Origin of the sequence: Bifidobacterium sp. M0353, from assembly GCF_016100645.1 — a bacterium.
Taxonomy (GTDB): Bacteria; Actinomycetota; Actinomycetes; order Actinomycetales; family Bifidobacteriaceae; genus Bombiscardovia; species Bombiscardovia choladohabitans.
On record NZ_JACFSB010000001.1, the window covers coordinates 456,276 to 482,396 of the forward strand.

Consider the following 26,121-nt stretch of genomic DNA (forward strand, 5'->3'; position numbering starts at 1 on the left):
TCAGAGGACTTCGACGCTGTTGATGAAGACCGGCTCGAGGGGACGGTCGCCCGGGTCGGTGGCCACGGCATCCAGCTTGTCGACCACCTTCCGTGAATCCTCGTCGGCGACCTGGCCGAAGATGGTGTGATGCCCGTTCAGCCAGGGGGTGGGCACGGTGGTGATGAAGAACTGGGATCCGTTGGTGCCATGGGTCTTCCCGGTGGCGGGGTCCCGGCGCAGCCCTGCATTGGCCATGGCCAGCTTGTAGGGTTCCTCGAAGGTCAGGGAGGGGTCGATCTCATCGTCGAACTCGTAGCCGGGGCCGCCTGTGCCGGTGCCCAGCGGGCAACCGCCCTGGATCATGAAGTCCTTGATGATCCGGTGGAAGGTCAGCCCGTCATAGAAAGGATCCTGACGCTTCCGGCCCGTCTCGGGATCGGTCCATTCCTTGCGGCCGGCGGCCAGATCCAGGAAGTTGGCTACGGTTTCAGGGGCCTTGTCGTCAAAGAGGTCCAGGCGAATGTCGCCTTCTGAGGTATGCATGATGACTGTGCTCATATCCCAATCCTTTCATAAGACGGCGACGCGCACCGAGGACCCGAAGGGCATCAGGGCCAGGCGGGCCATCTTGAAGGCCTGCAGGCCGAAGGGTATGCCCACCACGGTCAGCATGGTGACCAGCCCGGCCGCCAGATAGGCCAGAGCCAGCCACCAACCGCCCAGGACGATCCAAAGCAGATTGGCCAGCCAGGATCCCAACCCGCCTCCATAGATGACCTGCCTGCCGAAGGGGGTCAGGGTCAGTCTGGCCATTTTGAAGGCCTGGACGCCCAGGGGGATGCCTACCACGGTCAGGCAGAGCACGATGCCCACCAGGGTCCAGGCCAGTGCGATGGCCAGTCCTCCCAGCAGCAGCCAGCAGATGTTGCCGATCAGGCGCATGTAGGTCCTTCCGTCAGGGTGGCGGTGACGGCCTTGGCGCAGGCGGTCACCTTCTCGATGATGATGGTCAGTCGTTTCTGCCGTTGCTTGGGCTCAAGCCCTTGGTCCAGGGCATCGATCAGTCGCATGCCGGATTGGACGATGCCCCGCGTCACCTCCACGCCCATGGCCGGATCTGCTGGCCGCAGGGCTGTCCAGGCCTGGATCAGCGGCTGGTTGACCTGCCGGTGGAAGTCCAGCAGGGCTTGGATCTGCCGGTCTGTGGACCGATCGCTGCCTGGGGCGGGCTCGTGGGGATTCGAAGGGCTGCCGTAGATCAGGGCCTGGCGTAACTGCTCGTCGTGCTGCTCGGCGTAGAGGTTCATCAGCCAGCCGTGTCCGTGCAGTCCGGCCTGCTCCAGATTGGTGCGGGTCCAGACCTCGATCTTCCAGCTCGGGTCGTCTGTCGTACCCAGGGCCTGGGCCAGGGCCTGACCCCAGTCGGGCAGATGCCGCTCCATGACCATGTCGCAGAGCTGGTCGGCATCCCGGGCGTAGCGGTAGAGGGAGTTCCGGGCCAGATTGGTGCGTCGGGCCACCTCGGCCATGGTCAGCCGGCTGCGTCCGCCGGTGCGCAGGATGGCCTCGGCAGCGGCAATGATCTGGTCGAGGGTTTTGGCGCGGTGCTCCTGGAGCGTGGATTCGCGGATCCTGGGCATGGTCCTCCTCGGTCCGGCCTCTGGGAGCAGCGACAACGAATCGAGCTCGGCCGGTCATGGGGCATATGATATGGCCTATTTCCAGCAGAGCCAAGCTGCCCGGGCCTCTTCAGCCTGCGGCTTGTCCGCGCAGAGTGAACTTGCCAGACGATTTTTCGCGACGTATAGTCGCAAAAAATTGCAGACCAGGGCGAGGGGAGAGCTGATGAGCGGATCGGCAAACATGGAAGTGAAGAAGGGCAGTCAGAAAGGCGGCCAAGGGTCTCAGGAGGCGGCACCGCCCTGGCGTGCCCTCTGGGTGTTGGCCCTGGGGCTGGCCATGATTGTGTTGGATTCGTCCATTGTCAACGTCTCCATACCCTCCATTATCGCCGCCATCCATATCAACCTGGCTCAAGCCCAGTGGGTGACCGCCCTTTACAGCATCGTGCTGGCAGCCCTGCTCCTTCCTTCCGGTCGGCTCGGGGACATGATCGGACGCAAACGGATCCTGCAGGTGGGTACGGTCATCTTTGTACTGGGTTCCGTCTTCGCGGCATCGGCTTCCTCCGGCACAATCTTGCTTCTGGCCCGGCTTGTGCAGGGAATCGGTGGCTCCCTGGTCATGCCGTCCACCCTGTCTACCGTGTCCGCCACCTTCCGGGGTAGGCATCGGGCCACTGCATTCGGCATCTGGGGGGCCGTCATGTCATCCGCTGCGGCGGTCGGCCCCTTCCTGGGCGGGGTCTTCACCAGCACCGTCGGATGGCGGTGGATCTTCCTGGTCAATCTGCCCCTGGGACTGATCGTTCTTGTGGCCAGCGCAGTCTTCGTACCCGAGACCAAGTCCGCTCCCCGGCAGGCCGGCGACCGGTGGGGGATGCTTGCCGACTGGAAGGGCATACTCCTCTCGGCCCTGGGGTCGGCCCTGGTGGTCTTTGCGCTGATCGAGGGGCAGACCTATGGCTGGTGGCATCCCCGCGCCGCACTTGAACTTGGCCCACTGCACTGGTCCGCATCGGCGCCCCTGTCGCCGGTTCCGGTCAGTCTGATCCTGGGGCTGGCCCTGCTGGCCGCCTTTGCGCTGACCGAGCTGGCCAGGGCTCGCAGGGGCAGGATGGTCATCCTGGACGTGTCCATGTTCGCCATCGGCACCTTCGGCTGGGGCAACCTCACGGCCGCCATCGTCAACGCCGGTCAGTTCGCGGTCATGTTCATCCTGCCCCTCTACCTGATCAACGCCAGAGGCCTGAGTCCCCTGGGGGCCGGATCCATCCTGGGTGTCATGGCCCTGGGATCGGTTGCTTCCGGCGGTCTGGCCCGGGTGGTTTCAGCCCGTCTGGGAGCCGGCGGCACGGTGCAGACGGGTCTTTTGATGGAGATTGTCGGTGTGGCCCTGTCTATTCTGCTCATGCGTGGGTCAGTGCCGGTCTGGCCCATGACCCTGACTCTGATCATCTACGGTGCTGGTTTGGGCTTTGCCTCGGCACAGCTGACCAGTCTGGTGCTCTCCGGTGTCCCGGTGTCGCAGTCCGGCCAGGCTTCGGCCACCCAGTCCACCATCCGTCAGTGGGGGACCGCCCTGGGCGCCGCAGTATCCGGCTCCGCCCTCTCCCTGGCTCTGAGCCTGGTGCTGCCAAGACATCTGACGGCCCTCAAGGGGATCTCGGCGCGGATGGCCGATGGCCTGGTCAGATCGGTTCAGTCCTCTGCCGGAAACGCCATAGTCGGTCTGCGTGCTGAGGGTACCCGAGGTCGGCTGGGAGCATTGGGTCCCCAGGTGACCAATGCCTTGACCGAGGGATTCACCCAAGGCGCCCAGTGGGCCATGGGCTTCGCAGTCCTGTTGCTTCTTCTGGGGTTGGTCGCCTCGGTGTTGGTGCGCCGGGCCGCCCGCAAGGCTGGTGCTGATAAGGTCTGAGACATCCGCAATCTCGTCTTCTCCTGCTTCGGTCCCCACTCGGGACTGTCTGCCCGTGGGCCGGCCCTGGCACGGTTTAGAATCATGGTATGGGCATACAAGAGGAACAGCCGCGGCGGGATGGCGATCTGCTGGTGGCTCTGGCTCAGATCGACACCTGTGTGGGCGATCTTGACGGCAACGCCGACATTATTATGGACTACTCCCGAAAGGCCGCTGAGCGGGGGGCGACCCTGGTGGTCTTTCCCGAGATGAGCCTGACCGGTTACCCAATCGAGGACCTGGCATTTCGTGCCAGCTTCCGTCGGGCCGCCTGGTCTCGGGCCGACAGTCTGGCCGGGGAGCTTGAGGAGCAGGGTCTGGGCCATCTCTATGTAATCGTGGGGACCGTTGGCACCGATACGGATCAGGACCGGCCCCGCAACCGGCTGGTGGTCCTGCACCGGGGTCGGGTCGAGGCCGGCTACGACAAGCACTTCCTGCCCAACTACGGTGTCTTTGACGAGTACAGGATTTTCACCCCGGGCGATAGGACCGTGGTCCTGGAGGTGCAGGGGCACCGGATTGGGCTGGCCATCTGCGAGGACATCTGGCAGGAGGGCGATCCCATCAGCGACCTGGCTGGACGGGACATCGACCTCCTGGTGACCATCAATGGCTCACCCTTCGAGGAGGGCAAGGGGCATGTCCGTTACGAGCTGGCGGCTCGCCGGGCCAAGCAGGTCGGCGCACCCCTGCTCTACCTGAACCAGGTGGGTGGACAGGACGACCTGGTCTTTGATGGCGGCAGTTTCGTGGTGGATCAGGATGGCACCCTGCTGGAGCGCTCACCCAGGTTCGTGCAGGATCTGTCCATGTGGACGCTGCCTGCACGGGGGGAGCGCCCACTGCCCAGCCAGTCCTGCATGGCCGAAGAGATGCCTGGGGATGAGGAGGTCTATCGAGCCTGCGTGCTGGGGCTCAAGGACTATATGGCCAAGAATCACTTCACCGGCGTCTGCCTGGGGCTGTCAGGCGGGATCGACTCGGCCCTGGTGGCGACCATGGCCGCCGATGCCTGCGGGGGGAAGCATGTGCGGGGCATCTCCATGCCCAGCCGCTACTCCTCGGAAGGCTCCCGGGATGATGCTGCCGACCTGGCCCAGCGTCTGGGTGTGCGTTACGTGGTCCAGCCGATAGGCCCTGAGTTCGACGCCTTCCAAGGGCAGTTGCACCTGGAGGGGGTTGCTGAAGAGAATCTGCAGGCCCGGATTCGCGGCGTCATCGTCATGGCCTACGCCAATGCCGAGGGGCTTCTGGCCCTGGCCACCGGAAACAAGTCCGAACTGGCCTGCGGCTACTCAACCATCTATGGCGATGCGGTCGGAGGCTACGCACCCATCAAGGATCTGCTCAAGACGCGGGTATGGCAGCTGGCCCGATGGCGCAACGCCCAGGCTCAGGCACAGGGCGAGCGTGAGCCCATCCCGGTCAACTCCATTGTCAAGCCGCCCTCTGCCGAGCTGCGTCAAGGGCAGAAGGACTCTGATTCCCTGCCCGACTACAGCCTGCTTGACAAAGTCCTGGAGGCGTACATCGAGCATGCCCATGGTCGGGCCGACCTTCTGGCCGATGGCTTCGATTCCGACACGGTCGACACGGTCATGCGTCTGGTGGATCGGGCCGAGTGGAAGCGGCGCCAGTACCCGTTGGGGCCCAAGGTCACCTCTCTGGCCTTCGGCCGGGATCGCCGGCTGCCCGTCACCAACGCCTTCAGGGAGTGATCGCCATGGGTGCCGAACAGGAGCGGACGGCCTGGTACTTCAACACGGTCACCGGCAGACCCGAGCAGGGCAAGCTGTCTCCCCAGGACAGGCGGATGGGCCCCTACCGCAGCAGGCAGGAAGCCCTCGATGCCTGGAAGATCGCCAAGCGCAGGAACAAGGAATGGGATGAGGAAGACCGTCGTTGGCGGCAGGCCTGGGAGGGAGATCCTGAGCAGGGACAGTCGTCAGCTGACAGATGAAGCTCGCGCTGGATCGCCCACCGGCGTTGGCGACCAGTCGGCCACGCAATCAGAACGGATCGGGACACAGGCGGTGTGCCGGGCGAGCTCGCAAGATATGGGCGTGGCGCCCATTGCGAGTCTGCCCGCAGTGTGATATAGCTCACGTCACGATTCGGTTTCCCGTGGTAGTGCGCACCCTATACTTGAAAGTGACAGTGGTGTGAGGAAGCGCCATTGACCATATCAACAAGGAGTTGACTATGACAGCAGTTGAGACCAATACCGTCTCTCCCGCAGAGCTGCAAGCCAAGGCTTGGAAGGGCTTCAAGGGCGAGGACTGGAAGAAAGACATCGACGTTCGCGACTTCATTCAAAAGAACTACACTCCCTACACCGGTGACGAATCCTTCCTGGCACCGGCCACGGAGAAGACCAAGTTCCTGTGGAACTACCTGGACGATAATTTCCTTGCCGTAGAGCGCAAGCAGCGCGTCTACGACGTGGACACCCACACTCCGGCGGGCATTGACGCCTTCCCGGCCGGATACATTGACGGCAAGCCTGCCGGCGAAACTCAGGACGACGTGATTGTCGGCATTCAGACCGATGTGCCCTGCAAGCGCGCGATGATGCCCTACGGCGGCTGGCGCATGGTTGAGCAGGCCCTCAAGGAGGCCGGCAAGGAGCCTGATCCCGAGGTAAAGAAGATCTTCACCCGGTATCGCAAGACCCACAACGATGGTGTCTTCGACGTCTACACCAAGAGGATCAAGCTGGCCCGCCACAACAAGATTCTGACCGGTCTGCCCGATGCTTACGGCCGCGGCCGCATCATTGGCGACTATCGTCGTGTGGCCCTGTACGGCATCGACGAGCTGATTGCCCGCAAGAAGGCCGACAAGGATTCGATTCCTTACCGCAACGATTTCACCGAGGAAGAGATCGAGCACTGGATTCGCTTCCGCGAGGAACACGCCGAGCAGATCAAGGCTCTGAAGCAGCTGTTGAACCTGGGCAAGGAGTACGGCCTGGATCTGAGCCGTCCTGCCATGAACGCCAAGGAAGCCGTCCAGTGGACCTACATGGCCTACCTGGCCTCGGTCAAGAGTCAGGACGGCGCCGCCATGTCCATCGGCCGTCTGTCCGCCTTCTTCGACGTCTACTTCGAGCGTGATTTGGCCGCTGGCCTGATCGACGAGACCGACGCCCAGGAGATCATCGACAACATCGTGATGAAGCTGCGCATCGTGCGCTTCCTGCGGACCAAGGACTACGACAACATCTTCTCGGGCGACCCCTACTGGGCCACCTGGTCCGACGCCGGCTTCGGCGACGACGGCAGGCCCATGGTCACCAAGACCTCCTTCCGTCTGCTGGCAACCCTGACCCTGGAGCACCTTGGACCCGGCCCCGAGCCCAACATCACCATTTTCTGGGATCCGAAGCTGCCCGAGGGCTACAAGCGCTTCTGCGCCCGTATCTCCATTGACACCTCCGCCATCCAGTACGAGTCCGACAAGGACATTCGCGCCCACTGGGGCGATGACGCCGCCATCGCATGCTGCGTGTCCCCCATGAGGGTCGGCAAGCAGATGCAGTTCTTCGGCGCCCGTGTCAACTCCGCCAAGGCCCTGCTCTACGCCATGAACGGCGGCCGTGACGAGATGACCGGCATGCAGGTCATCGACAAGGACGTAATCAAGCCTGTCACCCCCAAGGAAGACGGTTCTCTGGACTTCCAGGAGGTCAAGGACAACTACGAGAAGGCCCTGCAGTGGCTGAGCGAGACCTACGTCGAGGCTCTGAACATCATCCACTACATGCACGATAAGTACGACTACGAGTCCATCGAGATGGCCCTGCACGACAAGGAGGTCTACCGCACCCTGGGTTGCGGCATGTCCGGCCTGTCCATCGCCGCTGACTCCCTGTCGGCTATCAAGTACGCCAAGGTCTACCCGATCTACAACAAGGATGCCAAGGGCACTCCTGAGTATGTCGAGGGCGCTGACGACGACCTGATCGTCAACTACAAGACCGTCGGTGAGTTCCCGATCTACGGCAACGACGATGATCGCGCCGACGATCTGGCCAAGTGGACCGTGTCCACCGTCATGGGCCAGATCAAGCGCCTGCCTGTCTACCGTGGCGCTGTGCCGACCCAGTCCATTCTGACCATCACCTCCAACGTGGAGTATGGCAAGAACACCGGGTCCTTCCCCTCCGGCCACAAGAAGGGCACCCCGTACGCTCCCGGCGCCAACCCCGAGAACGGCATGGATTCGCACGGCATGCTGCCCTCCATGTTCTCCGTGGGCAAGATTGATTACAACGACGCCCTGGATGGCATCTCGCTGACCAACACAATCACCCCTGACGGCCTGGGCCGCGACGAGGATGAGCGTATCAACAACCTGGTGGGCATCCTGGATGCCGGCAACGGCCACGGGCTCTACCACGCCAACATCAACGTCCTGCGCAAGGAGCAGCTGGAGGATGCTGTCGAGCACCCCGAGAAGTACCCGCACCTGACCGTGCGCGTCTCGGGCTACGCCGTCAACTTCGTCAAGCTGACCCGCGAGCAGCAGCTCGACGTTATCTCCCGCACCTTCCACCAGGGCGCGGTGACCGACTGATCGCCCTTGTGCGATAGTCAACCGTTGATGAGACGGTGAATCATGGGGCGGGGCGCACCAAGGCCCTGCCCCCTTTTCGTCTTTTTCAGGAGGATCCGATGACGGAGACCACCACCTTCCATACCACACACCCGCACATGCTCAAGGAATCCAAGGTCTACCAGAGCCAGACCCTGATGGGCGGCCTTTCGGGGTTTGAATCGCCCATTGGACTGGACCGGCACGACCGCATGAATGCCCTGCGCACGGGCGACATCGGATTTGTTCACTCCTGGGACATCAACACTTCGGTGGACGGGCCGGGTACAAGGATGACCGTCTTCATGAGCGGATGCCCCCTGCGTTGCCAGTACTGCCAGAATCCTGACACCTGGAAGATGCGCGATGGCCAGCCCGTATATCTGCAGGCCATGATCGACAAGGTGGCCCGCTACCAGGACCTCTTCAAAAGCACCGGCGGAGGAATCACCTTCAGCGGCGGCGAGTCCATGATGCAGGCAGCCTTTGTCTCACGTGTCTTTCGAGCCGCCAAGGAGATGGGCGTCCACACCTGCCTGGACACCTCGGGTTTCCTCAATCGCAACTACACCGATGCCATGATTGACGATATCGACCTGTGCCTGCTGGATGTCAAATCCGGCGACGAGGCCACCTACAAGAAGGTGACCGGCGGAACTCTGGCCCCTACAATCGAATTCGGCAAGCGTCTGGCTGCCCGTGGCAGCAAGATCTGGGTTCGCTTCGTGCTGGTGCCTGGGCTGACCGACTCCGAGGAGAACGTCGAGAATGTCGCTCGGGTGTGCGAACAGTTCAAGGATGCCATCGAGCACATTGATGTGCTGCCCTTCCATCAGCTTGGACGGCCCAAGTGGCATGAGCTGCGCATTCCTTACCCGCTGGAGGATGCCAAAGGCCCCTCTGCGGCTCTGAAGGATCGTGTCAAGAAGCAACTGGAGGCCCACGGCTTCGTGGTCTACTGAGCCTTGGAATCCAATCCGGTTCCTGGGCGGACCTAGGAGAAATCCGAATATCTTGTGTGACTCCCCATGGCGGATGTCCTGGGGAGTTTTGTTTGCTCGGGCGAAGGCCAGCAGCCCAATCAGCGAATGACCCACTTACTGAATGACCGGCACGCTGAATGACCGGCACGCTGAATGCCCGGCTTCGTGAATGGCAGATCCTGTGAATCAATAAACTGTCGACGAAGCCTGCTCAGTAAGAATTATCAGCGGGTTGAGGCCATGGACTATGCTTTCAGGCGTGTGTTTTCCGGGCCGGTCGGTCCGGTGGCGTGATGGAAGACAAACTAAAAAAGAGGTTGAGCGCAGGTGACCACGGAACCTAAGACGCAGCTGCTTTCAGAGCCCGCCCAGGGTGTGCCGTCGGTCATCGACGATATGGCCGGATATCGCCGGGCCTGTCGAATGCTGTCCCGGGGGAGCGGTGCGTTGGCCGCCGATGCTGAACGGGCCTCTGGTTTCCGCTATGGCCACGACGACTACCTGGTCCAGTTCAAGCGCCAGGGGGCGGGGATATTCCTGCTGGACCCACCGGCTTTGACGCAGGCGGGCTGTGACTGGTCGGAATTCAATAAGGCTGTTGATGGGGCCCAGTGGATCATTCATGACTCCCCTCAGGATCTGCCTGGCTTCCATGCATTGGGCATGAGGCCCTCATCGCTCTTCGATACTGAGCTTGCAGCCAGGATGCTCAACCTGGGTCATTACGGCCTGTCTGCAGTGACCGCGCATTACCTGGGGCTGACGCTGGCCAAGGAGCACTCTGCCGCAGACTGGTCCTACCGCCCACTGCCGCGTGATTGGCGCAATTACGCTGCCTTGGACGTGGAGCTGCTGGATCAGGTGCGGTCGCGCGAGCTGGAGGACCTGCGCCGTCACGGCAAGGATGAATGGGCCAGGCAGGAATTCGCCTGGCTGCTGGAGCAGGGCAAAATCCCCAAGCCAGAGCCTGAACAGCCCTGGCGGCATATCTCGCATATCAACGCCCTGCACAACGACCGTCGAGGCCTGGCTGTGGCCCGCTCGCTGTGGACCGCTCGAGACCAGCTGGCCCGCCGCAACGACATCGCTCCGACGCTCCTCCTGCCTGACAAGGCCATCATCGAGGCCGGCAGGCTCAAGCCGCACAACAACGCTCAGTTCCGGGCCATCCGGTCCTTGAACGAGCGGGTCAGGATTCACACCGGCGGCGAGCAGGACCGCATGTTCGAGCGCTACGCCCCCATTCAGCGCCGGGTGAGGCCCTCGGTCTGGAAACAGGCCATTCTGGAGGCACTGAGTCTGCCTGCCGAAGAGTTGCCGGTGCCTCCCAAGCCGCGGTGTGAGGAGACCAACGCCCCCAAGTCCATGCAGGTCTGGCGGCACCGCCACCCGGACCGGTTCGCCAGGCTGGAGGCAGCACGCAAGGCGGTGGCCGAAGTGGGACGCCGGACCAACACCCCCGACGAGATTCTGATCAAGCCCCGTTACCTGCGCAACCTCTGCTGGACCGACGAACCGGAGAAGCGGGATGTGGCTGACTTCCTGCGTCAGGAGGGCGCCCGCCCCTGGCAGGTTTCACTCCTGTCAGAGTCCCTGACTCGCGCTATCATGTAACGGTTGCCTTACTGGCAGATCAAACGGTTTGGATGAATTGGAGCGCAGCGTGAAAATCAGCGTCAGAAACCTCGAGCCCACCAAGGTCAGGCTCACCATCACCGTCGATCCCGATGAGCTGAACCCCTACCTGGATCAGGCCCGTAAGGAGATCGGCAAGCAGGTGACCATCCCCGGCTTCCGCAAGGGCCATGTCCCCGGACCCATCATCGATCAGCGCGTGGGCTTTGCCAGCGTGGCGGGCGAGGCCGTCAACGCCGGCGTGCCCGAGCTCTACTCCAAGGCTCTGGAGGAGAAGCAGCTGCACGCCATGGCGCAGCCGCAGATCGATGTCAAGGACATTCCTTCCTCGGCCAAGGACGAAACCAAGCTCAAGTTCACTGCAGAGGTGGAGATTCGTCCCAAGTTCGAGCTGCCCGACATCGAGGGCATGGAAATCGAGGTCCCCAAGCCCGCCGTCACCGACGAGGACGTGGACAAGCGTCTGGACAACCTGCGTCAGCGTTTTGGCACCCTGGTCAGCGTGGATCGCCCCGCATCCAAGGGTGACTATGCCAACATCGACCTGGATGCCGTCATCGACGGCGAGTCCGTGGACTCCCAGCAGGGGGTCAGCTACGAGCTGGGTTCCAACACCATGCTGGACGGCCTGGATGAGGCACTTGACGGGCTGTCCGCCGGGGAAGAGACCACCTTCGAGGGCACCCTGGAGGCCGGCGAGCACCAGGGCGAGAAGGCCCAGATCAAGGTCAAGGTGAACTCGGTCAAGGCCGAGGAGCTGCCCGACCTGGACGACGAGTTCGCCAAGGAGGCCTCGGAGTTCGAGACCCTGAAGGAGCTGCGTGAGGACGTGCGCAAGCAATGCCAGGTGGATGCCGAGGGTCGGCAGGCCACTGACGCCCGCGACGCCTTCATCGCCAAGCTCCAGGACGGCCTGGACATCCCGGTGCCCAAGGGCATCAAGCAGTCCATGGTGACCGATCAACTCAAGAACACCGGCAAGGACCCGGACAAGGCCAGCAAGGACGAGAAGGCCGAGGCCGAGGAGAGCGTGGAGAAGGAACTGCGCGACCAGATGACCCTGGACGCCCTGGCTGAGAAGCTGGGCATCACGGTCAGCCAGGCCGATGTGACCAACTTCCTGGCCTCCATCGCCCAGCAGTACGGCATGGATCCCAGCGCCTTCATCAACGGTATCGTCCGCAACGGCCAGCTGGGTTCGGCCGTGCAGGAGGTCGGCCGCTCCAAAGGCATGCTGGCCGGCATGCGGACCGTCACCTTCAAGGATCCCGATGGCCAGGAGGTGGACCTGAGCCGCTTCCTGGGCGAGGATGAGCCCGAGGCCCAGGAGGAGCAGGACGAGAGCGTCCAGGCTGCCTCCGCCGCAGCCGAAGTGGCCGACCAGCTCTCCCAGGATCAGGAGTAGCTCACAAGTCGCAACGAACAGGGCCGCACCCAGTGGCGAAACAGCCTGGGTGCGGCCCTGTCGTAGCGGTTGCGCAAAGAGCGGAAAGACCACGGCCGCGTCGATTGCGGGGGCTACTCTCAATACAGATACGTTTATCGAAGGAGACAGGGTGAACAACTCATTGGCAACCAGTCCTGTGATGGAGGAGGGGGAGGCCCCTACGCCGACCGATCCCATCTTCAACCGACTGCTCAAGGACAGGATCATCTGGCTGGGGGACGAGGTCAAGGACGCCAACGCCAACGTCATCTGCGCACAGATGCTGATGCTGGCGGCCGAGGATCCCAAGAAGGATATCTGGCTCTACATCAATTCGCCTGGTGGCTCCATTACGGCGGGCATGGCCATCTATGACACCATGCAGCTGATCGAGCCCGACGTGGCCACGGTCGCGGTCGGGATGGCTGCCTCAATGGGCCAGTTTCTGCTCTCTAGCGGAGCCAAGGGCAAGCGCTTCGTCACCTCCCATGCACGGGTGCTCATGCATCAGCCCTCGGGTGGCGTCGGAGGCACGGCCACCGATGTCAGGATCAACGCCGAGCTGATCATGGACATGAAGCGCACGCTCTCCCAGCTGACGGCCGAGCAGACCGGCCACACCCTGGAAGAAATCTACCGGGACAATGAATACGATCACTGGTTCACGGCCCAGCAGGCCCTGGAGTACGGCTTTGTCGACCGGATCGTGACCACCCACGGCACTATGACCGCGGATCAAGGGAAGTGAGCACTCCACATGGCATCTGAAGAAGCGCAATTCGTAGCACGGGCCCGTCGATTGGCTGGCCCTCGTGGCCTGGCCGCCATGCCCACCGACCGTTATGTGCTGCCGCAGTTCGAGGAGCGCACCCCCTACGGCTACAAGCGCCAGGACCCATACACCAGGCTCTTCGACGACAGGATCATCTTCATGGGCGTCCAGGTGGATGACACGTCCTCGGACGACATCATGGCCCAGCTCCTGGTTCTGGAGAGCCAGGATCCCAACCGCGACGTGATCATCTACATCAACTCGCCGGGGGGATCCATGACGGCCATGACCGCCATCTATGACACCATGCAGTACATCAAGCCCGATGTGCAGACTGTCTGCCTGGGCCAGGCTGCCTCGGCTGCTGCCGTTCTGCTGGCCGCCGGCACCAAGGGCAAGCGCCTGATTCTGCCCAACGCCCGTGTGCTCATCCACCAGCCGGCCATGGAGCAGGACTTCGGCAAGGCCACCGAGATCGAGATCCAGGCCAAGGAGATGCTGCGCATGCGCACCTGGCTGGAGGAGACACTGGCCAAGCACACCGGCCAGGATGTGGAAAAGATCCGCAAGGATATCGAGGTGGACACCATTCTGACCGCCCAGCAGGCCAAGGATTACGGGATGGTGGACGAGGTCCTGGAGCACCGCGATTAGCTCCGGTGACTGCGCACATGATTGATCGTCCGGATGGCGGCGGGCCCCTGGGGTCCACGGCCTCCGGACGTTTTTGGCATCATGGAAGATGCCGCTCACATATGATTTCGGCGATTCTTGCGGATTCTCCGGGAAGGGAGAGCCATGGGCCGTGTGGTCAGCTACAATGACGGACTGAATCGCTGCGAGTTCTGCGGCAAGGACGAGCACCAGGTGCGCCGTCTGGTCAAGGGGCCTTCCTGCGCAATCTGCGACGAATGCATACGCCTATGCGCACAGATCATCCAGGAGGACATGGCCAAGGATGCCGCCGATCAGCGGGTGTCCCTGCCTGCGCCCTCAAAGATATTCGCCTATCTGAACCGGTACGTCATTGGCCAGGAGGCTGCCAAGCGCACACTGTCGGTGGCTGTCTACAACCACTACAAGCGCGTAAACATGGACCTGGGCGACCGTGGCCGTGTTGCTGACACTGCGTTTGAGAGGAAGAATGCTGCCCCACGCGTCCAGGTGGACAAGTCCAACATCCTGCTCATGGGTCCCACCGGCGTAGGCAAGACCTACTTGGCACGAACCTTGGCAACCATCATGAACGTCCCCTTCGTCATTGTGGATGCGACCAGCCTGACCGAGGCGGGTTATGTGGGCGAGGACGTGGAGTCCGTCCTGCAGGGGCTGCTCCAGGCCGCCGACGGCAATATGGACCTGGCCCAACGGGGGATCATCTACATCGACGAGATTGACAAGATCGCCAGAAAATCCGGGGAGAACACCTCCATCACCCGGGACGTGTCAGGCGAGGGGGTCCAGCAGGCCCTGCTCAAGATCATCGAGGGCACCCAGGCCCGTGTGCCGGTACAGGGTTCGCGGCGGCACGGTGATGTCCGCACGGTCGTCATGGACACGGCCAACATCCTCTTCATCTGCGGCGGCGCCTTCGTCGGTCTTGAGGAGATCGTCCGTCGGCGGCTGGGTCTGCGGGAGAGCGGATTCTCGGCTACTCAGGGCAGCGATAGGGTGCCCGACGACCGGGTCATGAGTCAGGTCAGGTCCGAGGACCTGGAACAGTTTGGCCTGCTTCCCGAGTTCGTGGGGCGGTTGCCGGTCATCTCAACCTTGGAGCCGTTGGGCGCCGATGAGTTGCGGCGGGTGCTGACCGAACCGGACAATGCCCTGGTCGACCAGTACCGGCGCATGTTCCTGGATGACGGGGCCGATCTGGTCTTCACCGATGCCGCCCTGGACCGTGTTGCCGCCATCGCCCTGGAGCGCAAGGTCGGCGCCCGAGGGCTGCGTGGAATCATCGAGCACACCTTGGAGGCGACCATGTTCGAGCTGCCTGATAGGACGGATGTCTCCCGTGTTGTGGTTGATGCCGATGCCGTGGAAGGGACCGGATCGCCCCGGTATGAGACCGGGCGAGGCATGGCCGAGGCTGCTGGTCGTCGTTTGGCCTGACCCCGCCGCGATGAGCGCCGCTGTTGGCCGGGCCCGATAGGATGATCATTGTTGCCGGAAGGGAGGCCCCATGGGTGCTCGTAGCGCTGTTGTGGTCACGCACAGCCGGGTCCGGGCAAGCGGCCACCTGGTTGACGAGGTTGAGGAGCAGCTGCGCCGGGACGGATTTCGCGTCTCGATTGTCGACAACATCGCCGCCCCGGAATTCGGCAGTCCCAGCCAGAAGGTGGCCGACGACACCGAGATCGTCATCGTCCTGGGCGGCGACGGGACCATTCTGCGGGCTGCAGAGCTGGTCAAGGGCACCGAGGTGCCCATCCTGGGTGTCAATCTGGGTCACGTGGGGTTCCTGGCCGAGTTCGAGAGCTTCCAGATAGGGGAGGCCATCCGTCGGGTGGCCGATCATGACTATTCCATCGACGAGCGCATGGTGGCCCATGTGGACCTGTGGATACCCGGAGCCGATCGACCACTGAGCGACTGGGCCCTTAATGACATGACCCTGGAACGATATGATCGGGGCAAGATGATCGAGGTATCGGTCCGAGTGGACGATGTGGAGATGAGCTCCTTCGGCTGCGACGGCATGATCGTGGCCACCCCGACCGGATCGACGGCCTATGCCTTTTCGGTGGGCGGGCCCATCGTCTGGCCGGATGCACAGTCGCTGCAGATGGTGCCCATAGCCGCCCACGCCCTTTTTGCCAGGTCCCTGATCATCGGCCCGAAGTCGCAGTTCACCCTGGACATTCTGGGTGATTCCCAGTCGGCCGGCTGGATCTGCAATGACGGGCGCCGTCAACGGCCTGTGCCCAAGCGGTCCCGCATTGTGGTGCGGCAGTCCCACGACATCCTGCGGCTGGCCAGGCTGTCGGGGGTGCCCTTCACCAGACGGCTGGTCTCCAAGTTCGACCTGCCGGTGGTCGGCTGGAGGGAGCAGCATCGCCCCTCGGCGGCCGCGAACGGGCAGGACCAGGGGGAGCCGCCGGAGTCGAACAAGGAGCATTGATGCTGGAAGAGCTGGAAGTACGAGACCTGGGTCCCATCCACCATGCCCTGCTGCGGCCTGCCGCCGGCATGACGGCCATCACCGGGGAGACCGGGGCTGGCAAGTCCATGCTGCTCAACGCCATCAGGCTGATCTCAGGGTCCACCGCCCGTCCGCAACTCGTGTCGCCTGGAGCACACGAGTCCTGGGTCCAGGGGATTTTCGACGCCGGAACGGCAGGAGCCGAGAATCCGGTGACCGCTGCCATAAGCGAGGCTGGCCTGCCCTTGGAGGATGAAGGACAGATCTTCCTGGCGAGGACCATGCCTATCAAGGGGCGTTCCCGTGCCGCCCTGAATGGCAGGACAGCACCTCGGGGCCTGCTGGAGGAGGTGGCTGGAATGCTGGTCACCGTCCATGGCCAGGCGGATCAGATGCGTATGGCCAGTCCGGCCCGGCAGCGTGAATTTCTGGATGCCTATGCCGGTGACGGTCCGCAGCTGGAGGCTTTTTCCAAGGCCTTCAGGCAGTACCGACAGGCCCAGGACCATCTTGAGGAGCTGCGCAACCAACAGTCCGGCGCCATGGCCCAGGCTGATTATCTCCGTGAATCCATCGCCCGGATAGACCGGGTCGACCCCCATTCCGGCGAGGATCGTGAACTCAAGGCCCAGCGGGACAGGATCGAGCACGCGGCTCAGATCAGTCAGGGAGTGATGTCCGCACTGTCCGCCCTGGACTCCGGCCAGATCGACCCGGATGCCGATGCACCTTCGGCTACGGCCTTGGTGGAACGGGCTATTGCCGCCCTGGAGGGCATCGGTGTGGAGGGGGTCTTTCAGGAGTCGGCCCAGCGGTTGCGGTCGCTGAATGCCGACCTGTCTGACCTGGTCTTCACCCTGAGCAGCCAGCTGGACGACGAAGGCCAGGAGGGCGATCTGGATAAGATCAACGCCCGCATTCACGATCTGGATGAGCTGACCCGACGCTGGGGGCCGGACATCGACGACGTTCTGGCCTGGCGCAAGAAGGCTGCGTTTGAGCTTGAGGACATGGATGCCTCACCCGAGAAGCTGGAGGAGCTTCAGAGTCAGGTTGAGCAGCTTCGTGGAAGCGCCTTGAAAGCGGCACGGAAACTGTCAGCGTCACGGGCCAAGGCTGCACGAAGGTTGAGCGATCTTGTCGACGGTGAATTGCACTCCCTGGCCATGGCGGGCGCTGGGCTGGAGATCCGTGTCAGACCAGGCCAGGACCAGGACATGGACGGGCATGGTCTGGATCAGATCGACTTTCTCTTCAGACCGTATCCGGGTTCGGACCTTCTGCCCATGGGCAAGAGCGCCTCGGGCGGCGAACTCAGCAGACTCATGCTGGCCCTGGAGCTGGTGGCCGCCGAAGGCCGGACATCATCGCGGCCTGACGGGTCTGACCATGGACATGCTGGCCGTGATTCCCAGGTCGGTGACCCGACGATGACCTTCATCTTCGACGAGGTGGATGCGGGCGTCGGCGGTCGGGCAGCTGTAGAACTAGGTCGTCGTCTGGCCCGGCTGGCCGTCACCGCCCAGGTGATTGTGGTCACCCACCTGCCGCAGGTGGCTTCCTGGGCCGATCGACAGTTCGTCGTGGCCAAGGGCCGGGAGGGCGGCGATGCCGTAGAGACCCTGGTCCACCAGGTAGAAGGCAAAGACAGAGAGCGGGAGATTGCCCGGATGCTGGCCGGCAGCGAGTCCACAACTTCCCTGAAGCACGCCCGAGAGCTTCTGTCCTCCAGCAGACTCCAGGTCCGATAGGTCTGGTTGTAGCCTCAACCTTGCCATGCCAAAGTTCGTCGATTCAGCGTCTTTGACGCGGTTTGGCGACTTTGTTGCGGGCGACTTTGCTGCCTTTTGTGGCCGTGCCGCTGAGTGCTCGACATCTGTCATTCTGTTGCTTTTCATTCTGTTGCCTTGACAGCAGGCAATCGGCTGTAGATGACCGTGTGGTAACACCCGTGCTTGATTTTCGTTGATGACACCGTATCCGCCCTTGGCATGTGCAATGCGGCGATGACCTGGTCCACATGGATTTTGTCCGAAGCCGTGATCGGTCGGTATTTCAGCACTGCAGCGCCGTTTCTATGGAATCTGTGAATCACGTCCTGAGAAGATCAGCGGCAAAGTTTGTCTTCATGATTAAACTGTTATAGTGTATACATGAACACCGGTACAGCTCAGCCAGGGTCGTGCCGACAATCAACGAAAGGGGCTTGGATGAAGCTGATCATCTCATCCCTGTCCGGACAGCCGATTTATCGGCAGATCGAGGACCAGATACGTTCGGCCATCCTGACCGGAGACCTGAAAGCGGGGGAGGGACTGCCTTCCCTGCGACATCTCTCGCGAGAGCTCAGGGTCTCCGTGTTGACCGTGACCCGCGCCTATACCGAACTCGCCCAAGAGGGCTTGGTGGAGAACATCCAAGGCAAGGGGACCTTCGTGGCCGACAGTGGCGACCAGGTCATGCGGCAGCATCTGGAGAACCGCGTGCAGTCCCTGCTGGGGGAGGCGGTCGATACGGCTCGTCGGGCCGGGATGGACCCGGACCGGATTCGCGGCCTGCTCGACATCCTGCTGGGCGACAAGGGTTCTGCGCCAGCGTCCGAAGAAGGAAAGGAATAGCAGTATGTGTGCATCACCGCCGATGATGACTTCTGTTGAGGGGATCGACTATGCCCTGCGCGTCAGCGACCTTGGGAAAAGCTACGTCAAGGCTGACGGCACAGGTTTCCGCCTGCACCAGGTCACCATGGACCTGCCCATGGGCTACATCATGGGATTGATAGGCCCCAACGGTGCAGGTAAATCCACCCTGATCCGGCTCTTGCTGAATATGACTCGCCGAGACAGCGGAGAAATCAGCATTCTGGGCCGTGATCCCTTGAGTCAGGAGGAGGAGGTCAAAGCAGACCTGGGTGTGGTCTTCGATTCCATTTATTTCCTTGAGGCGTGGAAGGTCAAGGCCGTCGAGCCAGTGATGGCACCCATGTATCCCTCTTGGGACAGTGATCGCTATCATGACTATCTGCGTCGGTTCGGTCTGCAGGAAAACCGCAGAATCGGCAAGCTTTCCCGTGGCATGCAGATGAAACTGATGCTGGCCGTCGCCCTCAGCCACGATGCAAGGCTCTTGATTCTGGATGAGCCCACCAGTGGTCTGGATGTCCTGGCCAGGGACGAGCTCATGGATATTCTGCTGGACTACATCGGCGACGGTCGTCACTCGGTGCTTTTCTCCACGCACATCACCGCGGATCTCGAACGGGTGGCTGACTTCGTTACCTATATCAACCGGGGGTCTGTCTTCTACACCGGCCCCAAGGACGAGTTGATGGAGGCTTTCCAGGTTGTGAGAGGGGGGCCGGACGATCTGGCTGGAGCGCAAATGCCGCATCTGATGGGCTTGCAGCGTTCCGCCACCGGTTTCGAGGCTTTGGTCCCTACTGAACACTTGAAGGATTTTCTGACATCTGCTTCTCCTGCCGCCGTGGAGCCCTCGGAGAACCGCTACCTGGTTGAGCGGGCCGACTTTGACAACATCATCAGACTGACCGCAGGCTCACTTGCCGCGACCGGCAAGAATAAGGAGGTGGAATCATGAAGGCGATGGCCAAGCAGATCAGGTTGGACATGCAACGTTTCTCAGGAGCAGGGAGAACCTGGGTCGGTGTGATGATTTTCATGTCCGTTCCTCTCATCGGAATCCTGCTGAACCTAGTAATGGCCCTGACAGGCAATGATGGGAAAGAAGCACGGACTGCGTTGACGGGAGCAGTAACCAGCATGGGAATCGGACTGCTTGTAGGCCTGGTATTCGGTATGTTCGTCGATTTCAGCAATACGGCAATTCGTTTGAACGGTCTGCTGCCCATAACACGTGATCACCAGGTATTTGGACGCTATGCTGCTGTAATTCTGCTGGTCCTAGTTCAGTCTTGCGGCTATGCAATATTCTTCTTCTACGCCACTGATTCATTTTTGCATGATCAGGACCATTGGCGTGACACTGTCTTGTTTGCTTCGGGGTTGTTCCTGTTGGAGTCTTTGCTCTTTGCTGTAGCTACACCCTTGTTTTATTGGCTGGAGCCAGTTAAGGCAATGATAGTCTTCCTGGCGCTTCTTGGTTTGGTGCCAATCGCGGCCCTCATCGGCAGTTTGCTGCCCTTGGACTGGGGGGCCTTCTGGAATTCAATCATGCGATTTTTGACTTCCGACCTGTGGCGGCCAGTGTTCCTCGGTCTGGCCTTGATTCTGGCGATTGATATGGTTTCGATAGTCATATCTCGCAAGGTCTATGCCAGGAAGGAGATCTGAGCCAATTTGCTCAGGTTTCAGGACTGCATGACCGCGTGGCGGACGTAGTCGGACATGTCCCCGGGATCGATGCAGTCCTGGAAGCGTACAGGTGCGCTTTCCAGGGCGCGCAGAGCCTTGGGGGGCCTGGTGTTGGTGGCCTCGGCCAGGGTGTCCATGCAGCCGAAATCGCTGTCCGGGGTCTCCAGGCCCAGGGATTGGCAGACCACCCGGGGGAACTTGTAAGGACTGGCCGTGGAAAGCAGCACACGGGGCACAGCGGAATCCCTGTCGGTCTGCCCGGTCATGACCTGGTAACCGCAGGCCGTATGCGGATCGATCAGGTATCCCCGGTCCTCCCAGCAGTTGCCGATGGCCGATGCCACCTGGTCCTCGTCAGCCCAGCCGCAGGAGAAGAGTGCGCGGATTTTGGTCATAACGGCTTCGGGCACCTGGTATCGTCCCGTGAACTTCAAATCGCTCATAAGCGAGGCAATCAGTTTGGTGTCGCCGTCGGCCATGTAGTAGAGCATCCGCTCCAGGTTGGAGGAAATCAGAATGTCCATGCTGGGGGAGGTGGTGGTGTAGAAGGGGCGGTTGCGGTCATAGACGCCCGTGGTCAGGAAGTCGTTGAGGACCCGGTTGCGGTCCGAGGCCACGGTCAGGCGGGCCACCGGAAGGCCCATCATCTTGGCATAGTATCCGGCCAACACATCGCCGAAGTTGCCGGTGGGCACGCAGAATTCGACCGGATCCCCGGGTCTGATCACCCCCCGTTCCATCAGGGACCCGTAGGCCCGGAAGTAGTAGACGACCTGCGGAGCCAGGCGGCCCACGTTGATGGAGTTGGCCGATGAGAGAACGGTCGAGGCTTTCTCCTCCAGTTCACCAGCCAGATCGGCGTCGGCAAAGATGGATTTGACTGCGGACTGGGCATCGTCGAAATTGCCCCGAACAGCACAGACCTGTAGGTTGCCGCCCTGCTGGGTGACCATCTGCAGGCGCTGGATCTGACTGACCTTGCCCTGCGGGTAGAAGACGGTGATGCCCGTGCCCGGCGCGTCTGCGAATCCGGCCAGCGCAGCCTTGCCCGTGTCCCCGGAGGTGGCTGTGAGCACCATGATCCGTTCGCCATCCTCCCCTGCCAGGGCCATCAGTCTCGGCAGAAGCTGCAGGGCCACGTCCTTGAAGGCCGAGGTGGGCCCGCGGAAGAGCTCAAGTACGAAATCGTTGCCGCCCAGGTCAACCAGAGGGGTGATTGCCGGATCGGACCACTGTTCTCCGTATGCTGCATCCAGGCAGGAGTCCAGCTGAGCGGAGGAGTAATCACTCAGCAGTCCCGAAAGAACCAGTTTGGCTGTGCCCCTGTAGTCCAGACCGGCGACCGAGGCGGGGTCAATGGTTAGAGCATCCAGCTCATCGCTGACGTAGAGTCCTCCGTCAGGAGCCAGGCCTCGTCTGATGGCCTGCCTGGACTGCAGCTGCCCCTTGCCGCCTCGGGTGCTGTGGTATGTGCTCATGGTTGCCTGCCCCTCCGCCATGTCGCCGAACTGATCATTACCAGGGCATTCTACCCCGTGCTTGGGTCCGAACCATTGCACTGCTCGGCTGGCGGAGGAAACCATCTATGGACGCGAGGGCCTGCCAGGGGTCGGCATGGCGTACAGTATTGCCCACCAGCCCCTATATCCGAGGCTGTACGTTAAAGACAAAGGAGCGACCCATGGTCGAAGAGAACCCGGCACAGCAATCCTACGATGTCCTGAACTCTTCGATCTCGCAGGTGGATCCGGAGATCGCTGCACTGCTGGATGGGGAGTTGGAGCGTCAGCGCGGCGGTCTGGAGATGATCGCCTCTGAGAACTTCGTGCCCAAGGCCGTCTTGCAGGCCCAGGGATCCGTGCTGACCAACAAGTATGCCGAGGGCTATCCTGGCAGACGCTACTACGGCGGCTGCGAGTGGGTGGACCAGGTCGAGAACCTGGCCCGGGACCGCGCCAAGGCCCTCTTCGGCGCCGAGTACGCCAACGTCCAGCCCCATTCGGGCGCCCAGGCCAATGCCGCCGTTTACCAGGCCCTGATCAAGCCCGGCGACACCGTGCTGGGACTGGCCCTGGACCATGGCGGCCACCTGACTCACGGAATGAAGATCAACTTCTCCGGACGCTTTTATCATGCCGAATCCTACGGGGTCGATCCGGACACCTTCCGCATCGAGCCCGAGATTATCCGTCAACGGGCCCTGGAGACCCATCCGGCCTTAATCATCGGCGGGTGGAGCGCCTATCCGCGCATTGAGGACTTTGCAGCCATGAAGGAGATCGCTGACGAGGTGGGGGCCAAGTTCTGGGTGGATATGGCCCACTTCGCGGGTATGGTGGCAGCCGGTCTGCATCCCAGCCCAGTGCCCTATGCCGATGTGGTCTCCTCCACGGCCCACAAGACCCTGGGCGGACCCAGGTCCGGGTTCATCCTGGCTCGTCAGGAGTATGCCAAGAAGCTCAACTCCTCGGTCTTCCCCGGCAACCAGGGCGGACCGCTCATGCATGTGATCGCCGCCAAGGCCGTGGCTTTCAAGCTGGCCGGCACGCCTGAATTCAAGGAACGCATGGAGCGCACCTTGGAGGGCGCAAAGATTCTGGCCGAGCGTCTGATGGCCAAGGATGTGGCCGACAATGGCATCACCGTGCTCACTGGAGGGACGGACGTCCACCTGGTCATGGTGGATCTGCGCAACAGCGAGATGGACGGCCGTCAGGGGGAGGATCTGCTGGCCAGGATCGGCATCACCGTCAACCGCAATACGGTGCCCTTCGATCCGCGCCCGGCATCCGTGGCCTCCGGTCTGCGCATCGGAACCTCCGCCCTGGCCACACGCGGATTCGGTCCGGCCCAGTACGAGGAGGTGGCCGACGTGATCGGCACTGCGCTGGCCCAGGGTCCCCAGGCGGATCTGGATGCCCTCAAGGCTCGAGTGGACCGGCTGGTCGAGGCTTTCCCGCTCTATCCTGAGCTGGATCAGACCCACTGATCGGCCCTTATAGGAGGGAGGCGCAGCAATGCCCTCCCTCCTCCTGTCGTCATTGCCCCCGCAGAGGGTTACAATCGGTACAGAATATGGGTCTGGCGGACCCGCGAGGGCGAAAGGATCTGACGAACATGAGTGAAAACGAGAACTCCGATCGTCAGGATGTGTTCGATCGGGTTTGCGCCATGGCCGATGCGGCGGCCGCCGCACAGGCAGGTCTGGCGGGCATGACCGGTCAGGCCAGGAATGCCCTCTTGCTGGCCCTGGCCGATGCGCTGATCAATCAGGCCGATCAGATTGCCGCAGTCAATGAGCAGGACTGCACCCAGGCTTTTGAAGAAGGGATGAGCGCCGGTCTGATTGACCGTCTGCGCCTGGACAAGGTTCGTATCGCGGATGCCGCCCGGGGCGTGCGCATGGTGGCCGGGCTGACCGATCCCCTGGGCGAGGTGGTTCGCGGCCATGACATGCCCAACGGCATGCGGCTCAATCAGGTGCGGGTTCCCCTGGGCGTGGTGGCCATGATTTATGAGGCCCGACCCAATGTCACCATCGATGTGGTGGCCCTCTGCCTCAAGTCCGGCAATGCGGCCCTCCTGCGAGGGGGTCACGCGGCCCAGCGCACCAATCGCGCCCTGGTGGGGCTGATAGGCGGGGTGCTTCGTGAGCAGGGGCTGGATCCGGCTCTGGTGTCCTCCGTGGACCGATACGGTCGCGAGGGGGCCCAGGCCCTGATGAAGGCACGCGGTCATATCGATCTACTGGTGCCCAGGGGTGGCCGAGGGCTGATCCGCAGCGTAATCGAGCAGGCCACTGTGCCCACCATCGAGACCGGGGCTGGCAATGTCCATATTTACGTGGACCGCTCGGTGGATGTGGATCAGGCCATCCCCATCATCGTCAACGCCAAGACCCAGCGGGTGGGCGTCTGCAACGCCGCCGAAAAACTGATCGTCCACCGGGATGTGGCCGCTGAATTCCTGCCCCGTGTGGCGCAAGCGCTGACGCAGGCCCAGGTAGAGCTGCGCCTGGACGCGGTCTCCATGGACATCCTTGCCGGGCATGGTCTGCCTGAAGAACTGCTGGTCCGGGCAGAAGAGGATGACTGGGACCGTGAGTATCTGGATCTGAAGATGGGGGTGCGCGTGGTGGACTCCCTGGATCAGGCCATCGAGCACATCAATCGTCACTCCACCGGTCATACCGAGGCCATCCTGGCCCGGGACTACGAGGCCGTGGAGGAGTTCTCCCGTCGGGTGGATTCGGCAGTGATCATGGTCAACGCCTCGACCAGATTCACCGATGGAGGCATGTTCGGCATGGGCGCGGAGCTGGGCATCTCCACCCAGAAACTGCACGCCCGAGGACCCATGGGTCTGCAGGAGCTGACCACCACCAAATGGATCGGCTACGGCAGGGGGCAGGTGCGGCTGTGAACGAGAAGATCGAAGAGCTCTTCCAGCGCGAGCACGACAATCCGCGTATCTGGCTGAGGGTGGCTTCAGAGCGGTTGAGCCTGCTGCGGTACGTCTTTCTGGTCCAAATAGAGGATGGCATTCCGGATGCAGACCAGCGCTCCTGCCTGGAGTATGCCGATGCGGTCCTGATCGGATGGCCTGATGAACATGCCGATGATGTGTATGACCTGGACCAGGACCAGCTCAACCAGGTCAGGCATGACATCACCGTCATGGAGGAGCGGGTGCCGGTCTTCCGCAAACAGGAGCAGGAGGGTCGCATCGCCGACCTGTCCGATTCATTGGTAGCCATCACCGGATGCGTGGCCCAGGTCCGTCGGGCCTACCAGCCGGGCTTCCCCCTGCCCACCTACTCCGAGATCCGCCGCGTGGTCCAGGAGGAATGGAATGCCGACATGGAGCGGATAGATCCCGACCGGGTCAACCCCAGTGCCGAGCAGATGCGGCAGGAGGCCAAGTCGGAGAACGAGGAGAATGCCTCGGAAGCCAGACGGGAGGGCGAGCAGGGGTGAACCGGATGATGTCTGAGCTGTCCAAGGAGGGAGAAACAGGGCAGGAGCCATCAGATATTGACGGGGCCTGTAGCCCTGCCCACCATAACCGCCGACCCCGGGTGGGAATCATGGGCGGCACCTTCGACCCCATCCACAATGGCCACTTGGTGGCTGCCTCGGAGGTGGCCTGGGTCTATGACCTGGATGAGGTCATCTTTGTGCCCACCGGCCGACCGGCCTTCAAACTGAACAAGACGGTGACCAATGCGGAGGACCGCTATCTGATGACAGTTATCGCCACGGCCTCCAACCCAAAGTTCACGGTCTCCCGGGTGGATATCGAGCGTCCTGGCATCACCTATACCGTGGACACCCTGCGCGACATCAAGCGGATGCGCCCCGACAGCGACCTCTTCTTCATCACCGGGGCGGACGCCGTGGCCGAGATCATGCGCTGGAAGGATGCCAACAGGATGTGGGATCTGGCCAAGTTCGTGGCCGTCTCCCGGCCCGGCTACTCCTCCAGCCTGGACAACCTCCAGGTGCCTGCCCAGCGGGTGGATACCCTGGAGATTCCGGCCCTGTCCATCTCGTCCACGGATGTGCGACGTCGTTCGGCCCGGGGTATGCCGGTCTGGTACCTGGTTCCGGACGGGGTGGTGCAGTACATCAACAAGCACGGGCTCTACCGCTCGGCTTCCTGAGTTTCGC

The 26,121-nt window shown here is 62.2% G+C and carries 23 protein-coding genes; 19 read left to right on the plus strand and 4 right to left on the minus strand.

The window, feature by feature from the left end:
* The 3 genes from H3V04_RS01675 to H3V04_RS01685 are packed head-to-tail and all read right to left on the minus strand — an operon-like array spanning window position 1 to window position 1,622.
* Window positions 1–540, minus strand: coding sequence for a peptidylprolyl isomerase (locus H3V04_RS01675; RefSeq protein WP_198186999.1), 540 nt, complete (start codon window positions 538–540; stop codon window positions 1–3).
* Between the two features lie 12 nt (window positions 541–552).
* Entirely contained in the window at window positions 553–924 is a 372-nt protein-coding gene (locus H3V04_RS01680; RefSeq protein ID WP_198187000.1) for a YccF domain-containing protein, read from the minus strand.
* Window positions 915–1,622, minus strand: a complete 708-nt coding sequence (locus tag H3V04_RS01685) for a TetR/AcrR family transcriptional regulator (protein WP_198187001.1) — start codon at window positions 1,620–1,622, stop codon at window positions 915–917. Before H3V04_RS01685 ends, H3V04_RS01680 begins: the two co-directional genes overlap by 10 nt.
* A gap of 205 nt (window positions 1,623–1,827) precedes the next feature.
* Here H3V04_RS01685 and H3V04_RS01690 point away from each other — a divergent pair, with 205 nt between their 5' ends.
* The 15 genes from H3V04_RS01690 to H3V04_RS01760 all read left to right on the plus strand — a co-directional run bounded on the left by H3V04_RS01690 (window position 1,828) and on the right by H3V04_RS01760 (window position 20,431).
* On the plus strand, window positions 1,828–3,522 hold the full coding sequence (locus H3V04_RS01690) for an MFS transporter (protein WP_198187002.1): 1,695 nt from the start codon (window positions 1,828–1,830) through the stop codon (window positions 3,520–3,522).
* 89 nt (window positions 3,523–3,611) lie between these two features.
* On the plus strand, window positions 3,612–5,285 hold the full coding sequence (locus H3V04_RS01695) for an NAD+ synthase (RefSeq protein ID WP_198187003.1): 1,674 nt from the start codon (window positions 3,612–3,614) through the stop codon (window positions 5,283–5,285).
* Window positions 5,286–5,290: 5 nt separating this feature from the next.
* Window positions 5,291–5,527 carry a hypothetical protein gene (locus tag H3V04_RS01700; protein ID WP_198179266.1) on the plus strand — a complete coding sequence of 79 codons (237 nt, stop codon included), beginning with the start codon at window positions 5,291–5,293 and terminating at the stop codon, window positions 5,525–5,527.
* 242 nt (window positions 5,528–5,769) lie between these two features.
* Entirely contained in the window at window positions 5,770–8,145 is a 2,376-nt protein-coding gene (pflB, locus tag H3V04_RS01705) for a formate C-acetyltransferase (protein ID WP_198176556.1), read from the plus strand.
* 98 nt (window positions 8,146–8,243) lie between these two features.
* Window positions 8,244–9,125: a pyruvate formate-lyase-activating protein gene (gene pflA, locus H3V04_RS01710; RefSeq protein WP_198176555.1), complete on the plus strand. Its 882-nt coding sequence runs from the start codon at window positions 8,244–8,246 to the stop codon at window positions 9,123–9,125.
* Window positions 9,126–9,473: 348 nt separating this feature from the next.
* Window positions 9,474–10,760 carry an HRDC domain-containing protein gene (locus H3V04_RS01715; protein ID WP_198179273.1) on the plus strand — a complete coding sequence of 429 codons (1,287 nt, stop codon included), beginning with the start codon at window positions 9,474–9,476 and terminating at the stop codon, window positions 10,758–10,760.
* Window positions 10,761–10,809: 49 nt separating this feature from the next.
* Window positions 10,810–12,186 (plus strand): trigger factor, encoded by a 1,377-nt coding sequence (gene tig, locus H3V04_RS01720; protein WP_198187004.1) that lies wholly within the window; start codon window positions 10,810–10,812, stop codon window positions 12,184–12,186.
* 181 nt (window positions 12,187–12,367) lie between these two features.
* The gene (locus H3V04_RS01725) at window positions 12,368–12,955 is read left to right on the plus strand and encodes an ATP-dependent Clp protease proteolytic subunit (RefSeq protein WP_029678947.1); all 588 of its coding nucleotides are present in this window, start codon (window positions 12,368–12,370) and stop codon (window positions 12,953–12,955) included.
* A gap of 9 nt (window positions 12,956–12,964) precedes the next feature.
* Window positions 12,965–13,633 (plus strand): ATP-dependent Clp protease proteolytic subunit, encoded by a 669-nt coding sequence (locus H3V04_RS01730; RefSeq protein WP_198187005.1) that lies wholly within the window; start codon window positions 12,965–12,967, stop codon window positions 13,631–13,633.
* Window positions 13,634–13,777: 144 nt separating this feature from the next.
* Window positions 13,778–15,091: an ATP-dependent Clp protease ATP-binding subunit ClpX gene (gene clpX / locus H3V04_RS01735; RefSeq protein WP_198187006.1), complete on the plus strand. Its 1,314-nt coding sequence runs from the start codon at window positions 13,778–13,780 to the stop codon at window positions 15,089–15,091.
* Between the two features lie 70 nt (window positions 15,092–15,161).
* The gene (locus tag H3V04_RS01740; RefSeq protein ID WP_198176550.1) at window positions 15,162–16,100 is read left to right on the plus strand and encodes an NAD kinase; all 939 of its coding nucleotides are present in this window, start codon (window positions 15,162–15,164) and stop codon (window positions 16,098–16,100) included.
* Complete coding sequence (recN, locus tag H3V04_RS01745; RefSeq protein WP_198184401.1) at window positions 16,100–17,872, plus strand: DNA repair protein RecN; 1,773 nt, start codon at window positions 16,100–16,102, stop codon at window positions 17,870–17,872. Before H3V04_RS01740 ends, recN begins: the two co-directional genes overlap by 1 nt.
* A 459-nt stretch (window positions 17,873–18,331) precedes the next feature.
* Entirely contained in the window at window positions 18,332–18,739 is a 408-nt protein-coding gene (locus H3V04_RS01750; RefSeq protein WP_198176548.1) for a GntR family transcriptional regulator, read from the plus strand.
* A gap of 25 nt (window positions 18,740–18,764) precedes the next feature.
* A complete protein-coding gene (locus H3V04_RS01755) occupies window positions 18,765–19,718 on the plus strand; it encodes an ABC transporter ATP-binding protein (RefSeq protein WP_198187489.1) in 954 nt (317 codons plus the stop codon).
* The gene (locus H3V04_RS01760; protein ID WP_198187007.1) at window positions 19,715–20,431 is read left to right on the plus strand and encodes an ABC-2 transporter permease; all 717 of its coding nucleotides are present in this window, start codon (window positions 19,715–19,717) and stop codon (window positions 20,429–20,431) included. Before H3V04_RS01755 ends, H3V04_RS01760 begins: the two co-directional genes overlap by 4 nt.
* A 17-nt stretch (window positions 20,432–20,448) precedes the next feature.
* On the opposite strand, the gene thrC is transcribed toward H3V04_RS01760, so the two are convergent.
* On the minus strand, window positions 20,449–21,930 hold the full coding sequence (gene thrC, locus H3V04_RS01765; protein WP_198187008.1) for a threonine synthase: 1,482 nt from the start codon (window positions 21,928–21,930) through the stop codon (window positions 20,449–20,451).
* A 203-nt stretch (window positions 21,931–22,133) separates the two neighbouring features.
* Between thrC and glyA the strand changes: the two genes are divergently transcribed.
* The 4 genes from glyA to nadD all read left to right on the plus strand — a co-directional run bounded on the left by glyA (window position 22,134) and on the right by nadD (window position 26,114).
* A complete protein-coding gene (gene glyA, locus H3V04_RS01770) occupies window positions 22,134–23,441 on the plus strand; it encodes a serine hydroxymethyltransferase (RefSeq protein ID WP_232342417.1) in 1,308 nt (435 codons plus the stop codon).
* Window positions 23,442–23,569: 128 nt separating this feature from the next.
* Window positions 23,570–24,874: a glutamate-5-semialdehyde dehydrogenase gene (locus tag H3V04_RS01775; protein ID WP_198187009.1), complete on the plus strand. Its 1,305-nt coding sequence runs from the start codon at window positions 23,570–23,572 to the stop codon at window positions 24,872–24,874.
* Window positions 24,871–25,428 carry a phosphoribosylglycinamide synthetase gene (locus H3V04_RS01780; protein ID WP_081709108.1) on the plus strand — a complete coding sequence of 186 codons (558 nt, stop codon included), beginning with the start codon at window positions 24,871–24,873 and terminating at the stop codon, window positions 25,426–25,428. Before H3V04_RS01775 ends, H3V04_RS01780 begins: the two co-directional genes overlap by 4 nt.
* A gap of 5 nt (window positions 25,429–25,433) precedes the next feature.
* On the plus strand, window positions 25,434–26,114 hold the full coding sequence (gene nadD / locus H3V04_RS01785; RefSeq protein WP_198187010.1) for a nicotinate-nucleotide adenylyltransferase: 681 nt from the start codon (window positions 25,434–25,436) through the stop codon (window positions 26,112–26,114).
* Window positions 26,115–26,121: the final 7 nt, after the last annotated feature.

Excerpts from the sequence above, each read along its gene's own strand:
- H3V04_RS01675 (WP_198186999.1), bottom strand. The coding sequence starts at position 540 with ATGAGCACAGTCATCATGCATACCTCAGAAGGCGACATTCGCCTGGAC.
- H3V04_RS01750 (WP_198176548.1), top strand. The coding sequence starts at position 18,332 with ATGAAGCTGATCATCTCATCCCTGTCCGGACAGCCGATTTATCGGCAG.
- clpX (WP_198187006.1), top strand. The coding sequence starts at position 13,778 with ATGGGCCGTGTGGTCAGCTACAATGACGGACTGAATCGCTGCGAGTTC.
- recN (WP_198184401.1), top strand. The coding sequence starts at position 16,100 with ATGCTGGAAGAGCTGGAAGTACGAGACCTGGGTCCCATCCACCATGCC.
- H3V04_RS01690 (WP_198187002.1), top strand. The coding sequence starts at position 1,828 with ATGAGCGGATCGGCAAACATGGAAGTGAAGAAGGGCAGTCAGAAAGGC.
- H3V04_RS01775 (WP_198187009.1), top strand. The coding sequence starts at position 23,570 with ATGAGTGAAAACGAGAACTCCGATCGTCAGGATGTGTTCGATCGGGTT.
- H3V04_RS01725 (WP_029678947.1), top strand. The coding sequence starts at position 12,368 with ATGGAGGAGGGGGAGGCCCCTACGCCGACCGATCCCATCTTCAACCGA.
- thrC (WP_198187008.1), bottom strand. The coding sequence starts at position 21,930 with ATGAGCACATACCACAGCACCCGAGGCGGCAAGGGGCAGCTGCAGTCC.
- H3V04_RS01740 (WP_198176550.1), top strand. The coding sequence starts at position 15,162 with ATGGGTGCTCGTAGCGCTGTTGTGGTCACGCACAGCCGGGTCCGGGCA.
- glyA (WP_232342417.1), top strand. The coding sequence starts at position 22,134 with ATGGTCGAAGAGAACCCGGCACAGCAATCCTACGATGTCCTGAACTCT.
- H3V04_RS01680 (WP_198187000.1), bottom strand. The coding sequence starts at position 924 with ATGCGCCTGATCGGCAACATCTGCTGGCTGCTGCTGGGAGGACTGGCC.
- H3V04_RS01760 (WP_198187007.1), top strand. The coding sequence starts at position 19,715 with ATGAAGGCGATGGCCAAGCAGATCAGGTTGGACATGCAACGTTTCTCA.
- pflA (WP_198176555.1), top strand. The coding sequence starts at position 8,244 with ATGACGGAGACCACCACCTTCCATACCACACACCCGCACATGCTCAAG.
- pflB (WP_198176556.1), top strand. The coding sequence starts at position 5,770 with ATGACAGCAGTTGAGACCAATACCGTCTCTCCCGCAGAGCTGCAAGCC.
- H3V04_RS01755 (WP_198187489.1), top strand. The coding sequence starts at position 18,765 with ATGACTTCTGTTGAGGGGATCGACTATGCCCTGCGCGTCAGCGACCTT.
- H3V04_RS01700 (WP_198179266.1), top strand. The coding sequence starts at position 5,291 with ATGGGTGCCGAACAGGAGCGGACGGCCTGGTACTTCAACACGGTCACC.
- nadD (WP_198187010.1), top strand. The coding sequence starts at position 25,434 with ATGATGTCTGAGCTGTCCAAGGAGGGAGAAACAGGGCAGGAGCCATCA.
- H3V04_RS01695 (WP_198187003.1), top strand. The coding sequence starts at position 3,612 with ATGGGCATACAAGAGGAACAGCCGCGGCGGGATGGCGATCTGCTGGTG.
- H3V04_RS01730 (WP_198187005.1), top strand. The coding sequence starts at position 12,965 with ATGGCATCTGAAGAAGCGCAATTCGTAGCACGGGCCCGTCGATTGGCT.
- H3V04_RS01685 (WP_198187001.1), bottom strand. The coding sequence starts at position 1,622 with ATGCCCAGGATCCGCGAATCCACGCTCCAGGAGCACCGCGCCAAAACC.